Source organism: Bordetella tumbae (assembly GCF_965139195.1).
GTDB classification, from domain to species: Bacteria; Pseudomonadota; Gammaproteobacteria; order Burkholderiales; family Burkholderiaceae_B; genus Bordetella_A; species Bordetella_A tumbae.
Genome location: NZ_CBCSJH010000017.1, coordinates 75,739 through 97,773, shown reverse-complemented (window position 1 = coordinate 97,773; position 22,035 = coordinate 75,739). Strand labels below are relative to the sequence as shown.

At 60.2% G+C, this 22,035-nt stretch carries 21 protein-coding genes and 1 pseudogene; 16 read left to right on the top strand and 6 right to left on the bottom strand.

The features are described from left to right. Positions 1-203: 203 nt before the first annotated feature. Positions 204-842 carry a bifunctional 4-hydroxy-2-oxoglutarate aldolase/2-dehydro-3-deoxy-phosphogluconate aldolase gene (locus tag ACNA0J_RS17805; RefSeq protein WP_415820185.1) on the top strand — a complete coding sequence of 213 codons (639 nt, stop codon included), beginning with the start codon at positions 204-206 and terminating at the stop codon, positions 840-842. Further along, a complete protein-coding gene (locus tag ACNA0J_RS17800) occupies positions 835-1,767 on the top strand; it encodes a sugar kinase (protein ID WP_415820199.1) in 933 nt (310 codons plus the stop codon). The genes ACNA0J_RS17805 and ACNA0J_RS17800 overlap by 8 nt, the downstream gene beginning before the upstream one ends. On the opposite strand, the gene ACNA0J_RS17795 is transcribed toward ACNA0J_RS17800, so the two are convergent. Together ACNA0J_RS17795 and ACNA0J_RS17790 are read right to left on the bottom strand one after the other, a co-directional pair. After that, the gene (locus tag ACNA0J_RS17795; protein WP_415820184.1) at positions 1,724-2,761 is read right to left on the bottom strand and encodes a zinc-dependent alcohol dehydrogenase family protein; all 1,038 of its coding nucleotides are present in this window, start codon (positions 2,759-2,761) and stop codon (positions 1,724-1,726) included. The two genes, ACNA0J_RS17800 and ACNA0J_RS17795, sit on opposite strands and share 44 nt — an antisense overlap. A 62-nt stretch (positions 2,762-2,823) precedes the next feature. After that, positions 2,824-3,126, bottom strand: coding sequence for an ArsR/SmtB family transcription factor (locus ACNA0J_RS17790; protein ID WP_415820183.1), 303 nt, complete (start codon positions 3,124-3,126; stop codon positions 2,824-2,826). Positions 3,127-3,358: 232 nt separating this feature from the next. Here ACNA0J_RS17790 and ACNA0J_RS17785 point away from each other — a divergent pair, with 232 nt between their 5' ends. The 13 genes and pseudogenes from ACNA0J_RS17785 to ACNA0J_RS17725 all read left to right on the top strand — a co-directional run bounded on the left by ACNA0J_RS17785 (position 3,359) and on the right by ACNA0J_RS17725 (position 16,080). After that, the gene (locus ACNA0J_RS17785; RefSeq protein ID WP_415805800.1) at positions 3,359-3,862 is read left to right on the top strand and encodes a MaoC family dehydratase; all 504 of its coding nucleotides are present in this window, start codon (positions 3,359-3,361) and stop codon (positions 3,860-3,862) included. Between the two features lie 106 nt (positions 3,863-3,968). Beyond that, entirely contained in the window at positions 3,969-4,958 is a 990-nt protein-coding gene (dctP, locus tag ACNA0J_RS17780) for a TRAP transporter substrate-binding protein DctP (protein ID WP_415820182.1), read from the top strand. Next, positions 4,840-6,413, top strand: a pseudogene (locus ACNA0J_RS17775) (amidase); the annotation flags it as partial. The gene dctP (ACNA0J_RS17780) and the pseudogene ACNA0J_RS17775, both read left to right, overlap by 119 nt. A 1-nt stretch (position 6,414) precedes the next feature. Beyond that, positions 6,415-6,588 (top strand): hypothetical protein (locus tag ACNA0J_RS17770; protein ID WP_415820198.1); only part of this gene is annotated, 174 nt, incomplete at its 5' end. Continuing rightward, positions 6,585-7,589: a TRAP transporter substrate-binding protein DctP gene (gene dctP / locus ACNA0J_RS17765; protein WP_415820181.1), complete on the top strand. Its 1,005-nt coding sequence runs from the start codon at positions 6,585-6,587 to the stop codon at positions 7,587-7,589. The genes ACNA0J_RS17770 and dctP (ACNA0J_RS17765), both read left to right, overlap by 4 nt. Beyond that, complete coding sequence (locus tag ACNA0J_RS17760; protein WP_415820180.1) at positions 7,576-8,220, top strand: TRAP transporter small permease; 645 nt, start codon at positions 7,576-7,578, stop codon at positions 8,218-8,220. The genes dctP (ACNA0J_RS17765) and ACNA0J_RS17760 overlap by 14 nt, the downstream gene beginning before the upstream one ends. Then, positions 8,217-9,488: a TRAP transporter large permease gene (locus tag ACNA0J_RS17755; protein ID WP_415820179.1), complete on the top strand. Its 1,272-nt coding sequence runs from the start codon at positions 8,217-8,219 to the stop codon at positions 9,486-9,488. The genes ACNA0J_RS17760 and ACNA0J_RS17755 overlap by 4 nt, the downstream gene beginning before the upstream one ends. Before the next feature lie 30 nt (positions 9,489-9,518). Then, positions 9,519-10,919: an MmgE/PrpD family protein gene (locus tag ACNA0J_RS17750; protein ID WP_415820178.1), complete on the top strand. Its 1,401-nt coding sequence runs from the start codon at positions 9,519-9,521 to the stop codon at positions 10,917-10,919. A 37-nt stretch (positions 10,920-10,956) separates the two neighbouring features. Beyond that, positions 10,957-12,111, top strand: coding sequence for an acyl-CoA dehydrogenase family protein (locus ACNA0J_RS17745; protein ID WP_415820177.1), 1,155 nt, complete (start codon positions 10,957-10,959; stop codon positions 12,109-12,111). After that, a complete protein-coding gene (locus tag ACNA0J_RS17740; RefSeq protein WP_415820176.1) occupies positions 12,108-13,298 on the top strand; it encodes a CaiB/BaiF CoA transferase family protein in 1,191 nt (396 codons plus the stop codon). Before ACNA0J_RS17745 ends, ACNA0J_RS17740 begins: the two co-directional genes overlap by 4 nt. Further along, positions 13,295-14,053, top strand: a complete 759-nt coding sequence (locus ACNA0J_RS17735) for a GntR family transcriptional regulator (RefSeq protein WP_415820175.1) — start codon at positions 13,295-13,297, stop codon at positions 14,051-14,053. Before ACNA0J_RS17740 ends, ACNA0J_RS17735 begins: the two co-directional genes overlap by 4 nt. Next, positions 14,050-15,252 carry an MFS transporter gene (locus ACNA0J_RS17730; RefSeq protein WP_415820174.1) on the top strand — a complete coding sequence of 401 codons (1,203 nt, stop codon included), beginning with the start codon at positions 14,050-14,052 and terminating at the stop codon, positions 15,250-15,252. Before ACNA0J_RS17735 ends, ACNA0J_RS17730 begins: the two co-directional genes overlap by 4 nt. After that, entirely contained in the window at positions 15,253-16,080 is an 828-nt protein-coding gene (locus ACNA0J_RS17725; RefSeq protein WP_415820173.1) for an HpcH/HpaI aldolase/citrate lyase family protein, read from the top strand. It begins immediately after the preceding gene. A 32-nt stretch (positions 16,081-16,112) separates the two neighbouring features. Here ACNA0J_RS17725 and ACNA0J_RS17720 read toward each other — a convergent pair whose 3' ends face one another. The 3 genes from ACNA0J_RS17720 to ACNA0J_RS17710 all read right to left on the bottom strand — a co-directional run bounded on the left by ACNA0J_RS17720 (position 16,113) and on the right by ACNA0J_RS17710 (position 20,110). After that, the gene (locus ACNA0J_RS17720) at positions 16,113-17,264 is read right to left on the bottom strand and encodes a CaiB/BaiF CoA transferase family protein (protein ID WP_415820172.1); all 1,152 of its coding nucleotides are present in this window, start codon (positions 17,262-17,264) and stop codon (positions 16,113-16,115) included. 10 nt (positions 17,265-17,274) lie between these two features. After that, a complete protein-coding gene (locus ACNA0J_RS17715; RefSeq protein WP_415820171.1) occupies positions 17,275-18,252 on the bottom strand; it encodes a Bug family tripartite tricarboxylate transporter substrate binding protein in 978 nt (325 codons plus the stop codon). A 139-nt stretch (positions 18,253-18,391) separates the two neighbouring features. Next, a complete protein-coding gene (locus tag ACNA0J_RS17710; RefSeq protein ID WP_415820170.1) occupies positions 18,392-20,110 on the bottom strand; it encodes an acyl-CoA dehydrogenase family protein in 1,719 nt (572 codons plus the stop codon). A gap of 134 nt (positions 20,111-20,244) precedes the next feature. Here ACNA0J_RS17710 and ACNA0J_RS17705 point away from each other — a divergent pair, with 134 nt between their 5' ends. Next, the gene (locus ACNA0J_RS17705; RefSeq protein ID WP_415820169.1) at positions 20,245-21,147 is read left to right on the top strand and encodes a LysR family transcriptional regulator; all 903 of its coding nucleotides are present in this window, start codon (positions 20,245-20,247) and stop codon (positions 21,145-21,147) included. On the opposite strand, the gene purU is transcribed toward ACNA0J_RS17705, so the two are convergent. Then, complete coding sequence (purU, locus tag ACNA0J_RS17700; RefSeq protein ID WP_415820168.1) at positions 21,144-21,998, bottom strand: formyltetrahydrofolate deformylase; 855 nt, start codon at positions 21,996-21,998, stop codon at positions 21,144-21,146. The genes ACNA0J_RS17705 and purU overlap by 4 nt on opposite strands. Between the last annotated feature and the right edge of the window lie 37 nt (positions 21,999-22,035).

The following is a 22,035-nucleotide window of genomic DNA, read 5'->3' as shown; positions in this document are numbered from 1 at the left end:
GGCCCCTGCTCATGGGCCGAGTCGCGGCGATAGGNCCGGCNGNGAATTGNCCNGGCACGCGGCAGGGACGCCTCCATNGAGNCACCCGTGAACAGCCTTTGAAACACCCGCGAACACCATCGAGATCCTCGCGAACAGCCTCGAAACATCCGTGACCATCCTAGCGCCGCCCTCGTGAACAGAACATCCCCAGGACAATCCCGATGCCAACCCCTCAGCTAACCACATTGATCCAGACCCGCGTAGTCCCCGTCCTCCGTTACACCGACGCCGACCAAGCCCTCTACGCCGCCGACATCGCCATCCGTGCAGGCTTCGAAGCCATCGAACTGACCTGGACCATCCCCGGCGTCCTGAGCGTCCTGCAAACCCTGCGCCAGCAACACGGCAATGCCGTCCTGCTAGGCGTAGGCACCTTGATGGACGCCGCTCAGGCAACCGCCGTACTCAAAGCCGGCGCAGATTTCCTGGTCTCCCCCGGACTCGCCACCGACATGATCCCGCCCACCCACGAGGCCGGCAAACTCTGCCTCGTAGGCGCCTTCACCCCCAGCGAAGTCATGATCGCGACCCGGGCCAAAGCCGACGTCGTCAAAATCTTTCCCGCCGACACCGGCGGCCCAGCCCATCTGGCCGCGCTGCGAGCCGTGTTCCCCGATACCGTGTTCTGCCCCACGGGCGGCATATCGACAAGCAACATGCACGACTATTTCCGCGCCGGCGCCAATTTCGTCGGCATAGGGTCCTCTCTCTACGACAAAAAAGCCTTTGCCGCGCGCGACACCGACAGCCTCTTGGCAGCCGTGCGCCAGACTCGGGAGACCGCCCATGGCCGTGCATGATTTCGATGTGGTGGGCCTGGGCGAGGCCTTGATCGAATTCAACCAGACCGTGCCGGGCGAGCCCATGTATCGCCAAGGCATCGGCGGCGACACCTCGAACGTCATCATCGCCGCAGCGCGCGCAGGCGCACGCACCGCCTATCTGGGCCGCTACGGCGGCAACGACGATTTCGGCGAATTGCTGCTGCAAACCTGGCGCAACGAGGGGGTCGATGTGTCCGGCATGATATGTGACGAACAGGCCAACAACGGCCTCTATTTCGTACAGCACACGCCAGAAGGTCATCGCTTCAGCTACGCACGCCACGAGTCAGCCGCCGCTCGCATGCGGCCTGCTGACCTGCAGCATGGGCTGGTCGAACGATCGCGCTATCTGCACGTATCCGGTATCAGCCTGGCCATCAGCACCACCGCATGCGATACCGTGTTCGCCGCCATGGAGCGTGCCCGCAGCACAGGCACGCGCTCGTGCCTGGACGCCAACCTGCGCGCCCGCCTGTGGCCGATGTCACGCGCTCGCGCCATCCTGCGCGAAGCCATCGCACAGTGCGACGTGTTTCTCCCCGGCCTGGACGACATGGCGTTGATGACCGGCATGGATCAACCGGATGCGATCCTGGACTGGATTCGCGCCGTCAACGATCATGCCATCGTCGTACTGAAAATGGGCAGCAAGGGCGTTATCCTGGACGACAAGCTCACGCGCACGCCCATCGGCCCGCGCCAAGTAAAAGCCGTCGACGCCACCGGGGCGGGCGATTGCTTCGCCGGCAATTTACTGGCGCGAGCCTGCGCTGGCGACGATTGGTTGCAAGCCTGCCAGTACGCCAATGCCGCCGCAGGCTTGTCGACCACCGGATACGGGGCGGTCGACCCGTTGCCTAGGCCCGAGCAGGTGAGGGCATTTCTGGATGCAGCGGGCTAGGCTCACTGGCCGGAGCAGACGCGAGATGAGCTAGGGGCCCGACTGCTATCGCGATTTTTCCTCGTATCCCGTTGTTGGGTGCCTCCAGCCGGGCATGCGCGAGCGGAATCTCGGCAAGCGGGTAGACTGCGCCCACGTGCGGCCGCAACTGACCGCGCTCTATCAATGCGCTCAACTCATCGAGCTTGCCGCGGTTCTGCCGTGTGAAAACGAAGTGATAACTCGCGTTCTTGCCCCAAGCCTGAACCAGGTTTTGCGGCCGCGCAATGTCCACGATCGTGACAACACGGCCCAGTTGTGCGAGCGCGTCGGGGCTGCGCGACAAGGTGTCACCGCCAATGGTATCGAACACGACATCGACGCCGCGGCCACCCGTTTCCCGCATGATCGCGTCGACATAGTCTTCGCTTTCGTAGTCTATGGCGACATCCGCGCCCAGGCTCCATACAAATTCAAAGTTTGCTTCACGCACGGTCGTGAACACGCGTGCTCCCATGGCTTTTGCGAGTTGGATCGCCACGTGACCGACCCCGCCAGCGCCGCCGTGTACCAGAATGCTTTCCCCCACTCTTAGCGCAGCACGCACGACCAAGGCTTCCCACACCGTCCCGCCAACTAGGGTCAGGCTTGCGGCTTCGAGATGGCTCAGCGACGAGGGCTTCTTTCCGATGATTCCTTCTGCAGCGACGTGGTACTCGGCATAACTGCCTGGTCCGTCAAATATTTGCGGGGTGTACCAGACTTCGTCCCCCGGAGCGAAGGCCGTCACACCTGGCCCGACCGCTTCTACAACGCCAGATACGTCGTGTCCGGTAATGGCCGGCAGTTGCACCAAATCGGAATAATCGCCGCGCCGGACCTGGTAGTCCAACGGATTGATAGAGGTTGCCTGCACCTGGACCAGGACTTGTCCTGCGCCTGGCACAGGCTTGGGCACGTCGCAAAGTTCAAATGCTTCCGGGCCGCCAAATGATTTCAGTCTTAACGCTTTCATTGCATATCCTTATTTCGTTAAAAAGGGATATCGGGAATTATCGATATAGTGGGGTAAAAAAATTACAGCTCTTTGCCTATGAGCTTGGCAAAAGCACTGATGGTTGCTTCGTTTCGCTTGTAGTAGGTCCACTGGCCAATGCGTCTGACTTCGACCAAACCTGCTCGTTGCAGCGTGGCAAGATAATCGGACACCGTCGACTGCGACAGGCCGACACCTTCTTGGATACTGCTGACGCAGACGCCTACCATGAGAACGTCGCCTTCATCCTGTGGAGGGAAGTTCTTCGCAGGATCCTTCAAACCTTTCAAGATTTCAAGACGGGTGCGGTTTGAGAGGGCTTTGAATATTTCGAGCAAGTCCATGCGTGCATGATATCGGGATTTACCGATATGTCAATGCGATAAATAACGCCTGTGTCTGCGGAGCAACGACGGTGCTTCGGTGCGCCTCAGGATCGTTGGCATCGCCATGTGCTCAATGCCAGCGGTTTCTTGTGCGCTGTGTTGCATCGCACGACAAAAAGTCGTTGACACGCTTCTGCGCTTGATGGACTATTTGTCCAGACAAACTAACAAACTGAACAAAGGAGGCAACATGGAGGTAGTAGAGACCGGTCCTCAGCGATATCGCTTCAGCTTTGGACGCTATCTGGAGGAGTTCGAATTAGGTGCGGTGTACGAGCATCGGCCCGGCCGCACGCTGACGGATGCGGACAATATTCAGTTTTCACTGTTGACGATGAATTTTCATCCCATGCATTGCGACGCGGCATTTGCCGCGCAAAGCGAGTTTGGCCGCTTGCTGGTCAACAGTGGCTTGACGGTGGCGATGGTGCTGGGCATGACCGTCGCGGATGTCAGCGGTAAAGCGATCGCCAATCTGGGGTGGAAAGAGATCAACCTGACCGCTCCCGTTTTCGCCGGCGATACCTTGTATGCCGAATCGGAAGTTTTGGAGCTGCGTGAATCGCGCAGCCGGCCGACACAGGGCATTGTGACGACCCGGACGCGGGCCTATAACCAGAACGGCGTAGAAGTCATGAACTTCATCCGTTCCTGCCTGGTACCCAAACGCGGTCACGCTGTCGGCGACAAGTAGCGCCGGCATTTCACTTTCAGCTGTTTGATGGGCCTGCGTGGCTCAGGGGCTCTCTACGTCTGGAGAGAGCCGTGGCATTGCAGTACTCACTTCAGGAGATATTGCTATGTTTTATCCGTTTTTCCGCCGGCTTGCGGTGATATGCGCATTGGCCGTTCCTGTGAGCGCCAGTGCGGTCGAGATGGTGCTGACTTCCGAAGTCGCGGCGTCGCACTGGAAAACGCAATACATGAATGAGTTTGCCAAGGACGTTGCGAAACGTACCAACGGCGAAGTTCAAGTCAAGGTCTTCCCCGCCTCGCAGTTGTACAACGATCAGGACGGGGTAGCGGCACTGGGTACCGGCGCCGTGCACATGGTATGGCCGGTGTCGGTGCGGCTGGAGACACTGGATGCAGGATTGGGTTATCTGAATCTGCCGTTCGGCCTATCGGATCAAAAAATGGAAAATGCCTGCTTTGCCAGCGGCCTGACCGATTTGATATCCGAACGATTGAAATCCCGGCAATTGCAAGTGTTGGGTTTATTGCGCACCGCTGATCTGTTTTTCATCTTTCGTGACCGGGACGTGAAGTCGCTCGCTGATATGCAGGGAGCCAAACTGCGCGTGACAGGCGGCCGCATTTTCCTGGACATGGTGCGTGGGTTTGGCGCCAGCCCGATTTCCATGGCTGCATCGGAAATGAGTTCGGCGCTCGCGCAGGGCGCGATCGATGGCGTGTTGACGTCGCCGGCAGGTTGGGCCGAGATGATAGGCAAAACGGGCAAGTATGCCTTCCATGTTCCGGGCATGTCGTTGGCCACCTATGCCATCGTGGTAGACCGGGGATGGATGGAGACGCTCTCGGCATCGCAGCGCCAAGCCATCGTGGACAGTTTGAACAGCATCATTCCGCGCCAATGGAAAGAGGCTCGTGCAGATGACGCGAAACTCGTGAAGAAAATGCAAGACGAGGGATCGGTCTATCGAGTTGCCGATGAGGCTGCTAGTGCGGAATGGAAAGCCCGTGCCGAAGCCGCCAGAAAGGTCTACACCGATAAATATCCCGAGGTCGTCAAACAGGTCGACGAGCTGGCCAAGCGTTGCGGAGTTTGAGATGAGCACGCTCATTGAATCGGCATTGCATTGGTCTCAGGCGCGCGACTTGCCCATCGATGCGCAGGACGTACCCGAATTGGCGGAGATGGTCGAGGCCCTGCGAGTGGAGCTCAGACAGGATTGGGCAGCATCTGACATGATGCAGACCTGCGAGCCATTTGGCCAGGTGTTGCGCTCATTGGCCCCCGAACCGTTCCCTGATGTCTCGATCGAGGCCCGCAGCGCATCGCCAGATAGTGAATGCCAAGTGCGTTCCAGCCTGGCGGCGATTGAACAGCGCCAGCCTGGCAAGTCCGCCTGGATGCATATCGATGCCGATACTGCGCTGGCCGAAGCACGTTCGCTGGACGAGGAACAGCGTCATGGCAAATGGCGTGGCCCATTGCATGGGATGCCTGTGGGCATCAAGGATATGTTCGACATGCAAGGCCGTACGGCGGGCTGGGGAACGCCTCTGCGTGCCGGCAGCCCTCAGGCGCATGCAGATGCCACCGTCGTGACGCGTTTGCGCCGCGCCGGCGCCGTCATCCTGGGGACGCAGCAGATGGCCGAGTTTGCCATGTCTCCCACTGGCTGGAATGAAACCTACGGGCCTGGCCGTAATCCTTGGGACCTGGACCGAGTGTCCGGCGGCAGTTCCAGCGGGGCGGCTGTGTCGGTGGCAGCGGGGCATGTGCCACTGGCGATCGGATCCGACACAGGTGGCTCGATTCGCCTGCCGGCCGCGTTGTGCGGTTTGACCGGGTTAAAGCCCACGCAGTATCGCGTCAGTGCCGCGGGGGCAATGCCCCTGTCAGCCAGCCTGGATTGTATTGGTCCATTGGCGTGGTCGGCCGAACTGTGCGGCTACGCGTATCGAGCCATCGCAGGCAGGGACCCCGCGGATCTGTCTTGCCTGGATGCACCGGTGACCTTGGGCGCGACGTCGCGACGCCTGAAGGTGGCTGTGCCGCAATGGGACGACGGCGATCCGATCTCTGATGCGATGCGGCTCGCGTTGGACGAAGCGCAACGTGTATGGCGCGATGCTGGCGTTGAGTGCGTCATGGTCCCGTCACCCTATGCCACCTTGCAGCAGGCGAGTGTCCTGGCCTCCGTCGTGTTGGCCGTCGAGGCCGCGGCATTGCATCAGCGGTGGCTGCGTCAGTTCGGCAATGCATACGGACATCAGGTGCGTCGCCGGATCTCGCGTGGTTTGCTGGTGTCTGGCGTGGATTACTACGATGCGCTGCGTCTGCGGCATGCATTCCTGCAGCGGTATTTGCGGGACATTCAGGGCGATGCCGATGCGTTGATGCTGCCCAGTACGCCGGACGTCGCGCCACTGGTGGCGCCCACTCAGCATGCAGATCAAGCCCGCCTGGAACGGGAGTTTGCCCTGCTGTCGATCTGGACGCGAGGCATCAACTATCTCGGATTGCCTGTACTGAGCGTGCCCGCAGGCCAAGGGGCNGCGGGCTTGCCGTTGGGGATGCAATTGGTGGGGCCGCCATTGGGCGAGGATCGTGTGCTGGCGTTGGGACGACGGTATCAACAATTCACCGAGTGGCATCAGCGGCGCCCTGCAGCATGGACAGCTCCATCGCATCGGGATAGTCGGACCACCGCAACGGAGGAGACGAAATGAAAGCACTTCGGAATTGGGCCATGGCCTGGACGGCAGCCGCGGTGGTGGGGTGGGGGGCGGCGGCCAACGCAGCCGACATGATCATCACCAGTGAAATTCCATCGGCGACCAATCCTAGCCCCTACATCGAGCAGTTTATTGCCGCGGTGAGTCAGCGTACTGGGGGCGCGATACAGGGAAAGTATTTTCCAGCATCGCAGCTCTATAACGATCGCGATGGCTTGGCGGCATTGGGTACGGGCGCGGTGCATATGGTGTGGCCGGTGTCTTCGCGGTTGGAGCAGTTCGATGCACGCGTCGGTGTCGCCAGCTTGCCGTTTGCATTGACCTCGGAGGATATGACCAATCCTTGTTTCTCGCAGCGGTTCACACGCCAGATTTCCGGCTATCTCGAGCCGCGCGGCATACAAGTGCTGGGTTTTTTGCGCACGGCCGATCTGATTTTTCTCATGAAAGATCGCGATATCCAGAGCGTGGACGATCTCAAGGGCCAGAAGATCCGGGTCATAGGCGGACAAATCATGCTGGATGCGATGCGCGCCGTGCAGGCCAGTCCGATCTCCATGTCTGCCTCGGAAATGTCGGCGGCATTGTCTCAGGGTGCGATTGATGGCGCCATGACGTCGCCCGCAGGGTGGGTGGACGTCTTGGGAAAAACCGCGAAATTCGCCACCTTGGCGCCAGGCATGGGACTGGCGACGTCCGCTGTGACGGTGGACAAGCCTTGGCTGGATGCATTGCCGGAGGACCAGCGCAAGGCCATCCATGACGTGTTGAACGAGATCATCGTCAAGCAGTGGAAAGAGACCGTCGCCAAAGATCAGCAACTGATCGAGCAGATGGTGGCTCAGGGCGGGCATTACCGGGTCATGGCGCCTGAACAGGTCGAACAACTGAAAGCGCGTGTCGTCGCAGCGGGTGCGGGGTTCCGCAGCAAGCATGCCGATGCGATTGTCGAGCTGGAAAACATACGCAAGGAGTGTGTCCATGATGGCAAGTAATTTGGAATCCCCTCCATTGGCCTCCGCAAAGCAGGCGTCAGGCAAGACCATCCAAACTGCAGCCACCATTGCACCGGTATTCGGCAAACTGGGCTGGATGTCCCGATTGACGTTGGCGCTGGCCACCGTGCTTGCGTTGGGCGCGACCTTGATCATGATCGTGGAGGGCTTTAGCCGCTATGTCTTGAATGTCAGTTATTTCTGGGCCGAGGAATCTGTACGTTTTCTGATGGTGTGGGCCTTTTTCCTGACATTGGGGATCGCCGGTTTTCGTCATTACCACATTCGCACCGAGTTGCTGGTTCAGCGTTTGCCGTTGATGGCGCAGCGCGCCGTGTGGTTGCTGTCTTGCATTGCGGGTATGGGGTTCGCTTTGATTCTGGCGTATTCATCCATCCCGCAAGTGCAGCGGTTTTATTCGATGGGCATGGTGTCTGAGTCATCGCTGGAGCTGCCCATGTGGCTGCTGTTTCTCGCGATGCCGGTAGGAGGTGTGGCGCTGTTTGTCTACTATGCCTGCGCCGCATGGTATGCGTGGCGTTGGGGAGATCCCTTTGCCCCCGAGCCTGTAGAAGAGGCGCCCGATGCGAGCGTCACCGCAGCGTTGAGCCGTCAGGAGCCGTTGCTATGACACTGGGACTCTCTGTTATTGGCTTATTGGTGCTGCTCGCGCTGGGTGCTCATGTCGGCACTGCGATGGGTCTGGTATCCAGCGGCATGGTGTTGTCGGTGGACGGCGTCCCCCTGACTGTCGTCGCCCAGACGGCTTTCAAATCCATCAATAGCTATCCGCTGATGGCGATTCCCATGTTTGTATTGATGGGTAATTTGATGATGCGCGGCAATATCGTCGCAGTCATGATCGAACTCATCGGCAGCCTGGTGCGTTGCGTGCGTGGTGGACTGGCGCTGACGGTGATGCTGGCGTGCGTGTTTTTCGCGGCCGTGTCGGGATCGAGTGTGGGATCGGCGGCCGCGATTGGTGCCGCGACGGTGGATGGCCTGAAGCGTGAGAACTATCCGCCGCGGTTTTCGGCAGCCTTGGTCGCGGTGGGCGGAACACTGGGCTTGATGATCCCGCCGTCATTGGGTTTCATCCTGATTGGCTCCATCGTCGGGTTGCCGGTGGACAAATTGTTCATCGCGGGAATCCTGCCGGGTCTGATGGAAGCGGCGTTTCTATTGATGACCACGGTATGGCTCACGCGCCGGCATGGTTACGGGAATACGGCGGGAACCCCGGATTTCGCAGGCTTTACGCGGCGCCTGCCGCGTGCCGCGGGGGCGTTGTCCATGCCGGTGCTGGTGCTGGGATCCATTTACCTGGGCATTTTTACGCCCACTGAGGTGTCGGCTGTCGCGGCGGGTTATGCCGCATTGTTATGCGTGTTGATCTACCGCACGATGAAATGGCGGGACGTGTGGCAGGCTTCACAAGAGTCGATCCTGCAGTCCACCATGATTTTTATGGTGGTCATGGGTGGAAGCCTGATCGGCTTCATCCTGGCACGTATGGGCGTGTCGGCGTCGTTGATCGGTTTCATGGAACGCATGGACATGAGCGCGTGGCAGTTTCTGCTGCTGGCAAACGCGGTGTTGCTCGTGTTGGGCATGTTCCTGGATGGTGTCGCCATGATTGTGCTGACCGCGCCGTTGCTCTTTCCCATGGCGACCCACCTCGGTATTGATCCTGTTCACTTCGCCGTGATCATGGTGGCGAACGTCGAGATCGCGACGTTGACGCCGCCGATCGGCCTGAACCTGTTCGTGATGAGCGGTATCGCCCGTATCCCGGTCGAGCAGGTCGCCCGTGGCGTGGTGCCGTTTTACGTCACCAGGCTGGTGTCCTTGGCCCTGATCACTTTTGTTCCCGCATTGTCGTTGGCGCTCGTGCATTGACGGCATCGTTATAGATTCTGGAGGACAGACATGAAAGACAATGCAATGCCCGCTGCAGGACTGGCTCTGTCGGAAGTATTGGCGCAATACGCTGCCGGTTTCGATGCACGGCGTATTCCTGATGAGGTGCGTGAGCGGGCCCGGCTGCTGATGCTGGATTCCGTCGGTATCGCCATCGCATCGCATGGCTATGACTTTTCCCGCCGTGCCTTGGCCGCGATTGACGAGCTGGATGGTGGTGGCGACAGCGTTGTGATCGGCAGTTCACGGCGCATGGACCTGCGTAACGCTGCGTTGGCCAATGGCATTCTGGTGCATGGCCTGGATTATGACGACACCCATGCCAGAGGCGTGATTCATGCCACGGCGTCGGCGTTGCCCACCGTGTTGGCGTTGGCGGCGCGCGAGGGCCGCAGCGGTGCGGACATGGTGGCCGCCTATGTGCTGGGCATGGAGGTGTCTACGCGCCTGGGAGCGGTAGCCAAGGGAGGCTTTCATCAAATCGGCTTTCATCCCACGGGATTGATTGGCGCCTTTGGTTGCACCTTGGCAGCGGCTTGGCTGCTGGGGTTGAACGTACAGCAAATGGTGGATGCGCAGGGCATCGCCCTGTCTCTGGCCTCGGGCAGCCTGGAGTTTCTCAACGACGGCGCATGGAACAAGCGGATGCATCCTGGCTGGGCCGCGGCTGCGGGTATCACGGCAGCCACGTTTGGCAAGCATGGTTATACCGGTACGCGTCTAGCCTATGAGGGGCGGTTCGGCTTGTATGCGAGTCATTTGGGCGGAGCCGACTATGACCTCGGCCTGGCCACTGCCGAACTCGGCGATCGATGGGAGTTGATGCGCGTGTCGGTCAAGCCTTTGCCTGCCTGCCACTTTACGCATGCCAGTGTCGACGCTGCCGCACGGTTGCATGCGCAAGGGCTCTCTGCGGAACAAGTACATCGCATTACGGTGCTGGTGCCGCAGGAGGTCGTCAAAACGGTATGCGAACCCGAGTCTTCCAAACGCAAGCCCGCCAATAGCTATGAGGCGCAGTTCAGCATTCCGTACCTGGTCGGTACGGCATTGAGCAAGGGGCGGCTGACGCTGGACGATCTGGAGCCGGACGCGCTGCGCGATCCGGCGGTGCTGGCCTTGGCCGAGGTGACGGATTACCGGCACGATCCCGATAGCGGTTTTCCCAAGCATTACTCGGGCGAGGTCATCGTGGAGCTGAAAGACGGCCGTGTGCTGCGCGAGCGCGAGGCAGTCAACCGCGGGGCGGAAGACCGGCCTTTGACCGAATCGGATATCCGGGCCAAGTATCGGGACAACGTATTGCGCCGAGTGGCGGCGGCGCGGGCTGATGCCATTGAACAGAGTGTGCTGCAACTGGAACAAGGGCCGTCGCGCGCGCTGGCAGATCAATTGGGACGTGAGGTTTGAGCGGCGTGTGCCGCCTATAGGGGTTGAGGAGTATCTGATGACAATGCACGATGATGGGCAGGAACAACTGATTCTGGATATGGTCGGCCGCTTTCTGGAACAAGAGGTACGGCCCCATGTGTGGCAGCTTGAGCATGACGATGTCTATCCCGAAGAAATCGTCGAAAAAATGAAGGCCATGGGGTTGTTCGGCTGCCTGATTGCGCCGGAGTACGGTGGCCTGGGGCTGTCGACGACAATCTATGCCAAGATCATTGAGCGCATTTCCGAGGAATGGATGTCGCTGTCGGGCATTCTGAATTCGCATCTGATCATGGCGGCCGCCGTACAGCGCAACGGTACAGAAGCACAAAAGCAGGCGTTTTTGCCCCGTTTCGCGACGGGCGAGCTGCGTGGCGGCATTGGCTTGACAGAGCCCGATTGCGGCACCGACCTGCAGGCGATTCGGACCACGGCACGGCGCGAAGGCGACGAGTATGTCGTCAATGGCGCAAAGATGTGGATCACCAATGGCTATTACGGAAATTGCTTTGCACTGTTGGTCAAAACGGATCCGCAAGCCGAGCCGCGTCATAAAGGGATGAGTCTTTTCATCGCGGAGAAAGGACCGGGATTCAACGTCAGCCGAAAACTGGAAAAGCTGGGATACAAAGGCATCGACTCGACTGAACTCGTATTCGAGAACTACCGCATTGCGGCCGATCGCTTGATTGGCGGAGTCGAAGGCCGGGGGTTGCAGATGATCCTGAACGGACTGGAGTTGGGCCGCATCAATGTTGCGGCCCGCGGCGTGGGGGTGGCGCAAGCCGCGTTGCGCGAGTCGGTCAAGTACGCCCAGCAGCGCAAGACCTTCGGCAAGCCGATCTGCGAACATCAGGCCATCCAGACCAAGCTCGGCGAAATGGCAACACGCACGCAAGCCGCACGCCTGTTGACGCTGCAAGCGGCACAAGCCTATGACCGCGGTGAACGTTGCGACATGGAGGCGGGGATGGCAAAGCTCTTTGCGACCGAGACTGCCGTGGAGAACTCTTTGGAAGCCATGCGTATTCATGGCGGATATGGCTATTCGAAAGAATACCTGGTCGAGCGTTTCTACCGCGATGCGCCGCTGCTGGTCATTGGCGAAGGCACCAACGAACTGCAACGCATCATCATTTCCAAGCAGTTGATCGAAAGGAACCGCGTATGAGTCTGCCGCTCACTGGATTGCGTATTGTCTCGGTGGAGCAATATGGCGCGGGGCCGTTCGGCACGCAGCATCTGGCCGATCTAGGTGCAGAGGTCATCAAAATAGAAAATCCTCACGATGGCGGTGATGTCGGCCGCGCGGTGGGACCACACTATTTCGGACCGGGAGATAGCCATTTTTATCAGGCCTTCAATCGCAACAAGAAAAGTGTCACGCTGGATTTGAAACAGCCGCAAGGCCAGCAGGTGCTGCGCGATCTGTGCCGGCACGCCGATGCGGTATTCAATAACTTGCGCGGAGACCTGCCAGGGCGGCTCGGGCTGACCTATGATGCCTTGCGTGACGTGCGGGCGGACATCGTCTGCGTGCATTTATCGGCGTATGGCCGCGATGGCGAGCGTGCGAGCTGGCCGGGGTATGACTATCTGATGCAATCGGAGGCAGGGTACTTGTCGCTCACCGGCGAGCCTGATGGTCCGCCGTCGCGATTCGGACTGTCCATCATCGATTTGATGACGGGAACGACGGCAGCGCTGGGCCTGGTATCGGCTGTTCTGGGTGCGCGCCAGAGCGGGATAGGGCGAGACGTGGATGTCAGCCTGTTCGACGTGGCGCTGCACAACCTGGGATATCTGGCAACATGGTATTTGAACGGCGGGCACAAAACAGGACGTGCGCCTCGGTCCGGGCATCCTTCGCTAGTGCCCAGCCAGTTGTATCGTACGGCAGACAGCTGGATCTTTATTATGTGCAACAAGGAAAAGTTCTGGCCTTTGCTGGCGCAAGCGATGGGCCATCCCGAGTGGATCGATAACCCCGATTACCGCAGTTTCAAGGATCGTCTGCAGAACCGCGATCGTTTTAATGAGGAGCTGGAAGCCGTCTTCATGTCCCAGACGACAGACCACTGGATGGCGCGTTTTGCCGGCCGGGTGCCCGCGGCGCCCGTTTATGATGTGGCCCAGGCGCTGGATAGTTCGTTTGTAAAGGCGCGTCAGTGCTTGCTGGACGCTTATGATACGGAGGGCAGGGCGATCCGGAATGTAGCGTCACCGATCCGGTGCCCTGGAGAAGCCCCATTGACCCGGGCGGCGCCAGCCATGGGCGTTGATACTGACGATTTGCTGGCGCAGGCGGGTTATGGACCTGATCAGATTGCCAGTTTGAGGAATAATTCCGTTTTATGACAGTAAAGATCGAAGCGCCAGGGGGCCGCCCGCGATATTTGCAGCTGGCGACGACGCTGATCAACGAGATACGAGCGGGCCGGTATCCGGTGGGCAGTTTGCTGCCCACCGAGTTTGAGTTGTGTGATCAGTTTGGCGTGTCGCGCTTTACCATCCGCGAGGCGGTCAAACAGTTGGTACAGATGGGGATGGTGACGCGTCAGGCGGGCGTCGGCAGCCGCGTGCTCAGGCAGGCGCCGGTGACGCAGTACACGCAGACCATGTCGGGGATTACGGATCTGCGCCAGTATGCCTACGAAACCTCTCTGGAAATCGAGGGCCAGGCATTGTTGAATGTGGACGGAGACCTGGCAGATACCCTGGATGCGTCGCCGGGCGAAACCTGGCTGCACGTATGGGGATTGCGTTACACCAAAGCGCATGACGCGCCTATCTGTTTGACTGACGCGTATATCGCGCCGGCCTTTCGCTCAGTGACGGGCATACAGGGCCGGATGACGCGTGCGCTGTATGCGGTCCTGGAGGAAGAGTTCGACGTACAGATTACGACGGTGCATCAGGATATCCAGGGTGTCGTATTGGACAAGGCGCTGGCGTCTCGCCTGGGGGCCAAGCCCGGATCGGCGGGCTTGCGGCTCGAGCGCCGATATATGGATGCGCGCGATGCGTTGGTTGAATTGGCCGTCAGTGTCCACCCCGCGGATCGTTTCAGTTACCGCGAGTCATTCCGCCGTGAATGGCAGGTGCCTGTGTGAGGGTTTCCAGCGGCGCAGTTCTGGCAATTACGTTGGCGGTGCAGTCATTGGTGGCTGCAGCCGCATTGGTGGTGCCGGTGTTGGCGCCCGCGATCAGTGCCCAGACCGGTGTGGCGGGCGAGTCGGTCGGCATTTACGTGTCGTTGATGTATGTCGGGGCGATGGCAGGCAGCTTGATGGCTGGCGGCTGGGTGTCTCGGCTCGGAGCGATCCGTGCCAGTCAACTGGGACTGGTGTTGTGTGCGGCAGGGCTGCTCTTGAGCGTGGCCGGGTATACGGTGTTGCTGGCTATAGGCGCGGTACTGTTGGGCCTCGGCTACGGACCGATCACGCCCGCCAGTTCGCATCTGCTGATCCAGACAACGCCTGTGCATCGGATGTCGTTCGTGTTTTCCGTCAAACAGACCGGCGTGCCGCTGGGAGGCGTGTTGGCGGGTCTATTGGCCCCCAAGCTCGAGATAGGCGTGGGGTGGCAGGGGGCGCTGCTGGTAACGGCTGCGGCGTGCCTGATATGCGCATTATTGGCGCAATGGGTGCGTGCCGAACTGGATGCGGACCGCAAACCAGCCCGAACGGCAGGACTGGGAAATCTACGTGCGCCGCTGGCGTTGATTTTTTCGCGTAGAACGCTGTCACTGTTGGCTGGCGCCTCGTTATGCTTTTCGGCGGTGCAATGGTCGTTCAGCGCGTACCTGGTGACGTATCTGCACGATAGTCTCGCGTACACCCTGATTGCGGCGGGCGCCCTGTTGTCGCTGGGCCAGGTTGCCGGGGTGGTGGGACGTATTTTTTGGGGATGGTGTGCCGACCGCTATCTGGGGGCGGCTCTGATGCTGGCCGTGCTGGCTGCCCTGATGGGGTTGGGAGTGCTGGTGTTGGCGTCGTTATCGGCCCAGGCTCCTGTGCCGATGGTGGCGCTGGCGCTGGTGGTGCTGGGCGCGGCAGCCGTCGGCTGGAACGGCGTATACCTGGCGGAAATCGCGCGTCAGGCGCCAGCGGGAAAAACCGGCATGGCTACGGGCGGCGCGCTGACATGTACTTTTCTGGGCGTTGTCGTGGGACCGCCTTTGTTCGGCGCGATGATGGCGCTGTTTGACAGCTATCGGATCGCTTTCGTCCTGATCGTGATTCCGTCATTACTGTGCGGCGCGCTGTTGGTGGTGCAGCGGCGTCGTTTTTCAGTTCGCGAGGAGACATGAGTGAGGAAACGTCTGCGTAGCTTGCTGTTTGTGCCGGGTGATCGTCCCGAGCGTTTTGATAAGGCCGCGTCGGCCGGCGCGGACGCCATCATTCTGGATCTCGAGGACGCGGTGTTGCCGGAGGCAAAAGTACGGGCGCGCAGTCTGGCGGTGCAGTGGCTCGCCTCATCTGCCTGCCCTGCGTTGATACGCATCAATGGCGCGGACACGCCTTGGTTTGACGCTGATGTCAGCGCCTTGCAGCAGACGGGCTGTCATGCAGTGATGTTGCCCAAGGCAGAAAACCCGTCAGTGTTGAATCAATTGCGCCGGCGCTTGGGCGATGACGTATGCCTGTTTCCCTTGATCGAAACGGCCGCAGGGGTGGAACATGCAGGGGCCCTGGCGCGGGCGCCCGGGGTCGTACGCCTGGTATTCGGCAGCGTGGATTTTGCGCGCGATACGGGGATTCAAGACGAAAATGGCTGGCTGCCAATACGCGTCGCCCTGGTGCTGGCATCGCGACGGGCCGGGCTGGCAGCGCCTATCGATGGCGCGACCTTGCATTGGGATGATTCCGACGCATTGCAAACCGCGGCAGCGGCTGCCCGCCGCCTCGGCTTTGGCGGGCAGCTATGTATTCATCCCAAGCAGGTGGCGCCGGTGAATAGGGGATTTTTGCCTTCAGAGGATGAGCTGGCCTGGGCCAAGCGAGTGATAGACGCAATCGCGCGAGGCGGGCATGGCGCGGTGACGGTGGACGGCAAACTCGTGGACAAGCCGCTGCATGACCTGGCCCTGGCATGGCTGGACATGATCGATGAGGGATCATCGCCAGCCTGCGCTTGAGCGGGATGTGCTGTTCAGGCTGCACACCGGGCTCAGGGCGTGACGTCTATGGCAGACCGTATCTCCTCGTTGTGTTCTCCCAGTTCCGGCGGCAATCGCCGCAAACTGGCCGGCGTGCGAGACAACTTGATCGGTGATCCCACGCCTCGATAGTCGCCTTGTTCCAACACCATCCTGCGATGCCGGGTATGTGGATGATGCAAGACGTCCTCTACATTTTGTACCGCTGCGGCGGGCACCCCTTGTCGCAAGAGCTGTTCTGCCAGCGTTGCGGCGTCGTGCGAGACCAGTTTTTCCGTCAACACTGCACGCAGGGCATCACGATGTTGCAGGCGATCCGCATTGTTTGTAAATCGTGCGTCAGCCAACAAGGCCTCGGCGTTCAGCGCACGCGCCAGCGCCGCAAACTGCCGATTGTTGCCTACCGCCAGAAAGATCGGGCCGCTTTGTGTCGGCAGCGTTTCATAGGGCGCGATGTTGGGATGTGCGTTCCCGGTGCGGCCAGGGACCTTGCCACTATAAAAATAATTCGCCGCATGCGGATGCAATAAGGACACCGCACAGTCGTACAACGTGATGTCCAGAAACTGGCCCAGGCCGCTGCGCACGCGTTCGTTCAACGCCAGCAAGACGGCGACGGCTGCGTTCAAGCCCGTGACCATGTCGACGACAGGCAAGCCGACCCGTGTGGCATCGCCATCGGCATCGCCATTGACGCTCATCAGGCCGCACATGGCTTGTGCGCAGGCGTCATAGCCGGGCAGGCCACCTAATGGGCCGTCGGCGCCAAAGCCGCTGACGCGGCAGTGAATCAGGCGAGGAAACGCTGCGCTGAGCTGCTCGTACCCGAGACCCCATTTTTCCAGAGTGCCAGGCTTGAAATTCTCGACGAGCACGTCTGCGTCGGCCAATAGATGACGCAGCAGCTCCTGCCCTGCAGGTTCAGACAGATCCAGTGTCATGCCGCGCTTATTGCGATTGACACCAATGAAGTATGACGCAGTCTCGTTCAGGAATGGCGGGCCCCATCCGCGTGTTTCGTCGCCGGCGGGCGGTTCGATCTTGATGACATCGGCGCCATGATCCGCGAGCAACTGCGTGCAGTAGGGTCCGCCCAGTACGCGCGACAGGTCAATGATTTTGCATCCGGTCAACGCGCCAGGCGGCAGCGAAGGGAGAGACATGCTGGATTCCTTAGTCTAAGGCGACGCCGGCTTCCTGGATGATGGCGTGCCATTTCGGAACCTGTGCATCGATGAACGAGGCCAGGCTTTGAGGGGTTTTGTCGTCTGCTTCAACAATGCCTTGTTTGTGCAAGGTCTCTTTGACGTCAGGATCGGCCAGGACGGCGATGAATGCCTGGTTCAATTTATCGACCACATCGCTGGGGGTATTCCGCGGCGCCACGATGCCAAAGAACACGCTGACGTCATAGCCGTCCAACCCTTGTTCTGACAGGGTGGGCAGATCGGGCAGCGCTTGTGAACGCTGCGCGCTGGCCAGGCCGATGGCGCGCAATGTGCCTGCCTGGACATGCGGCAGCGCGGTGAGAATATCGGTGAACGACATCGATACCTGTCCACCCAGCAAATCGTTCAACGCAGGCCCCGTGCCTTTATAGGGGATGTGCAGAATCTGCGTGCCCGCCATTTTGTTGAACAGGATGCCGGCCAGATGCGAAGAGGCGCCGTTGCCGGACGAGGCATAACTGAGTTTGTCCGGATTCTGTTTTGCATAGGCGATCAGCTCTTGCACATTGTGTACGGGCAGCGACGGATGAACGACCAGGATATTGGGCAAATGGCCGATACGGATGATGGGAGCAAAGCTCTTTTGCGGATCGTATTGCTGCTGTTTGTAGAGGCTGCCGTTGATGGCGAGCGGGCCCGAGGTACCGAACATGATGGTGTAGCCATCGGGTTTGGCGCGGGCGACATATTCCGCGCCGATATTGCCGCCGGCGCCAGGGCGATTTTCCACGACGACAGTTTGGCCCAATTGGCGTTTTAATCCTTCGGCCAGGCGTCGCGCCATCGCGTCGGTGGGCCCGCCCGGTGGAAAGGGCACGATGAGCGTGACCGGCTGATTGGGGAATGCCTGCGCGGCGCGAACAGAGGTGGACGCCAACAAGGCGGCGCTGGCCAGTGTCAGGCAGAAATGTCGTCGTTGCATAGTTGTCTCCTGTGGTGTGAATATTTGCCCGTTGAACAGGTCTGATGTTTTGGGAAAATTTCCCTACGCTGCGCCTGCGCTCCGTTGCATTCGACGTGCGCAGGTTTCTGAGTTCTACGAGGCCGCGCTTGCTAAATGCCTAGCTGATGCTTTGTGCCTCGGGGCTGTCTGGCCGCAAGAAATGCCGCAGCAGTTCGCGGCAGCTGTCGTCCTCATCGTCTGGAATGGCGCACGGATTGGGCTGCGCCAGGCGGTGTCGCACGACATGGTCGGCCAGCAGGCTACGATCGGCCAGCGCCGTCCCTGAGGCCTCCCAGCGCAGTGCGGCAATCGATAGCGCATGATAGAGCGCCGATGCCGCTTGGCGCGCCAGGTCGGGACGGTCTTTCAGTGCCGCATGATGGGCGAGCGAAAAGGCGCTCTCCAGGGCTTTGGCTTGCGTGTCAGCTACGGCAGGGCTGCACGGTACGCCAGCTTGCAAGAGCGCATCGATATGCTGGCGCAACGCTGCCAAGGCATCGGTTTTCTGAATCGCACGCAATACGTCCAGCGCCACGATGTTGCTGGTGCCTTCCCAGATGGATCCCAGATGGGCGTCACGCACCAGGCGGGCTTCGACGAATTCTTCGATATAGCCGCAGCCGCCGCGTACTTCCATGCCGTCTCCGGTGACTTTACGCGCATCGCGGCAGGCGCGGAATTTGATCAACGGTGTCATGATGCGGGCCAATGCCGCGGACTGTGTATTGTGTTCGGCTTCAGCCAACGCTGCCGCAGTTTGAAACATCACACTGCGCGCTTGCTCTGCCCAGACGGTCATCTTGACCAACTGCCGGCGCATCAACGGCATCTCGATCAACCGTTTGCCAAAGGCACGGCGATGTTGGGCAAAGTAAATCGCCTCAGTGACCGCCCGCCGCATCAAGCCGGCTGCCCGCATGCCATTGGATAGCCGGGAATTGTTGATCATGTCGGCCATCTGCTGGAACCCTTTGCCGCGTTCACCGACCAGCCAGGCTTGTGCGCCCTCCAGGCGGATTTCTCCGCTGGCCATCGAGCGTGTGCCGAGCTTGTCTTTCAGACGCAGAATCCGATAGGCGTTGTGCGTGCCGTCCGGCAAGTCGCGCGGCAGCAGGAAAAGCGATACGCCTTTCAAGCCCTCGGCGGGCTCGCTGCGCGCCAGCACCATGGCGAACCCCGCATCCGCATTGGAGCAAAACCACTTGTCGCCATATAGCCGCCAGGTGCCGTCTTCCTGCAATGCTGCACGCGTGGTGGTGGCGCTAACGTCGGAGCCCGCGCCTTGCTCTGTCATGAACATTGCGCCTTGGCGCAATTCATCGAAATCCTGCGAGGTGACTTGGGGCAGCACCCGTTCGATCAGTGCTGGGTCGCCGAACTTGCGTAACGTACGTGCCAGCGAGTCCGTCATGCTGACCGGGCAGCACAGGCCGAATTCCGCCTGAACGAACAGATGGCTCAAGGCATATTTGGCCGCGGGCGGCATGGGGAGGGGCCAGCCCAGCACGCCGCCGCGATGCGACATGGCCGCCAAACCGAATTCGCTGTAGGCCAGGCGTTCCAGCTCGATATAGGCGGGATGTTTGTGTAGGCGCGATTCGTCCTGCCCGGCACGGTTGCGTACAGACAGGGTCGGGGGATTCTGATCCGCAATGGCGGCCAGTTCGTCGATGCGTGAGCCGGCCAGGGTTCCGAGGCGATCCAGATGCGGCAGCAGGTGCGCGTGTAAGTCAGGCGGCAGATAACGTGCGCTCATCGCGGCTGCATAAGGATCCGCGCGAAACAGATTCAGGCCCCGGGAATCGGGCACATCGGAGGAGGCTGGCGACAAAGTCATGGCGGGCTCGAGAAAGGACGTAATGCATGCGCTGGAGCACGCATCGTTACCGAAACCATCCATCTATACAAATACTGTTTTAATGTTGAACGATATAAATTAAATATAGATTCAAACATCGACGGGAGATGCCCATGGATCTGGAGCCACGTCTGTTGCGTTACTTCATTGCGGTCGCCGAAGAACGCCATTTCAGCCGTGCCGCGCAGCGGCTGCATATTTCTCAGCCGCCTCTCAGTTATGCCATTCGGCAATTGGAGACGACGCTGGGAGCGCAACTGCTGGAACGCACCAGCCGCCACGTGGCGCTGACCGAAGCCGGGCGCGTGCTGTATCGCGAGGCGCAGGCCTTATTGCGTCAGTCCGAGGCCATCGGGACGTTGGTACAGCGTGTTGACGCCGGCTTGCGCGGGCGTCTGCGCATCGGGTTTGTCGGGTCGATGCTGTACCGGGGCTTGCCTGATTTGCTGGCGTCGATGCGTGCGGCTTTGCCCGATGTCGAGCACGTGCTGATTGAGCTGAATTCACATGATCAACTAGAGGCCGTGCGCCGAGGCGAACAGGACTTAGGGTTCATTCACGCGAATCCTGCACCGGGCGAAGTCCGGACGCTGGATCTGTTGGCCGAACCTTTTGTGCTGTGCGTGCCTGATACGCATCCGTTGGCCCGCCGCCGCCGGGTGTCGCTGCGAGCGGTCGCCAAGGATGATTTTATTTTCTTTGCGCGTGAGGCCTCGCCCAGCTATTACGAGACGGTATTGTCGATGTGTGTGACCGCAGGCTTTCACCCAGTCATACGCCACGAGGTTCGCCATTGGCTCAGCGTTGCAGCGCTGGTGTCGCAGGGATTGGGGGTGTCTATCGTGCCTGCGTGCCTGGCTCGCAGCGGTTTGGCGGGCACGCGCTTTATCGCGTTTGATCACCAGGCGCGGTCCATCAGTCAGGCTATCTGGCCGAGACCGGTGGATTCGCCGCTGTTGCGCACCGCCGTCCGGCTGGTGCGCAACCACTATGGCAAGACCGGCGAAAAGGCCTAACGGAACACGACTGTCTTGTTGCGATTGAGCAGAATGCGGTGCTCGACATGGCTGCGCACGGCACGGGCCAGCACCAACGATTCCACATCGCTGCCGACTTGCGTCAGGTCTTGTGCCGTCATCGTGTGATCCACGCGTTCGATGTCTTGCTCGATGATCGGACCTTCGTCCAAGTCGGACGTCACGTAGTGTGCGGTCGCGCCGATGATCTTGACGCCGCGGGCGTGCGCCTGGTGATAGGGGCGCGCACCCTTGAAGCTCGGCAAGAAGCTATGGTGGATGTTGATGGCGCGGCCATTTAGCGCCTGGCACATGTCTTGCGACAGGATCTGCATGTAGCGCGCCAGGACCACCAGATCGATGTTTTCTGACTCGACCAGGCTCAAGACCTGTCTTTCCTGGTCGGCCTTGGTGTCGGGCGTGACCGGCAGATGGTGAAACGGAATACCGTACGACGCGGCCAGGCTCGCGTAGTCATTGTGGTTGGACACGATGGCAGCGATCTCGGCATGCAGCTGGCCGCTCTGTACGCGGAACAGCAGGTCGTTCAGGCAGTGTCCTTGTTTGCTGACCATGATCAACAGGCGAGGCTTGCGGCGTGCATCATGGATTTGCCAGTCCATGGCAAACGTATCGGCCATGGGTGCAAACCGTTCGCGCAGGCTGTCCGCGGTCACGTCGGCAGGCAAGTCGAAATGCACCCGCAAAAAGAAACGGCCGCTTTCGTCATCGCCGAATTGCTGAGAATCCAGGATGTTGCAGCCCAGCTCGAACAGCAGGCCGCTGACGCGATACACGATGCCCGTGCGATCGGGGCAGGAAAGGGTCAGGATATGATCGTTATGCGGCATGATCTGAGAAAAATAATAAGGTCACTACGCTGCGGCT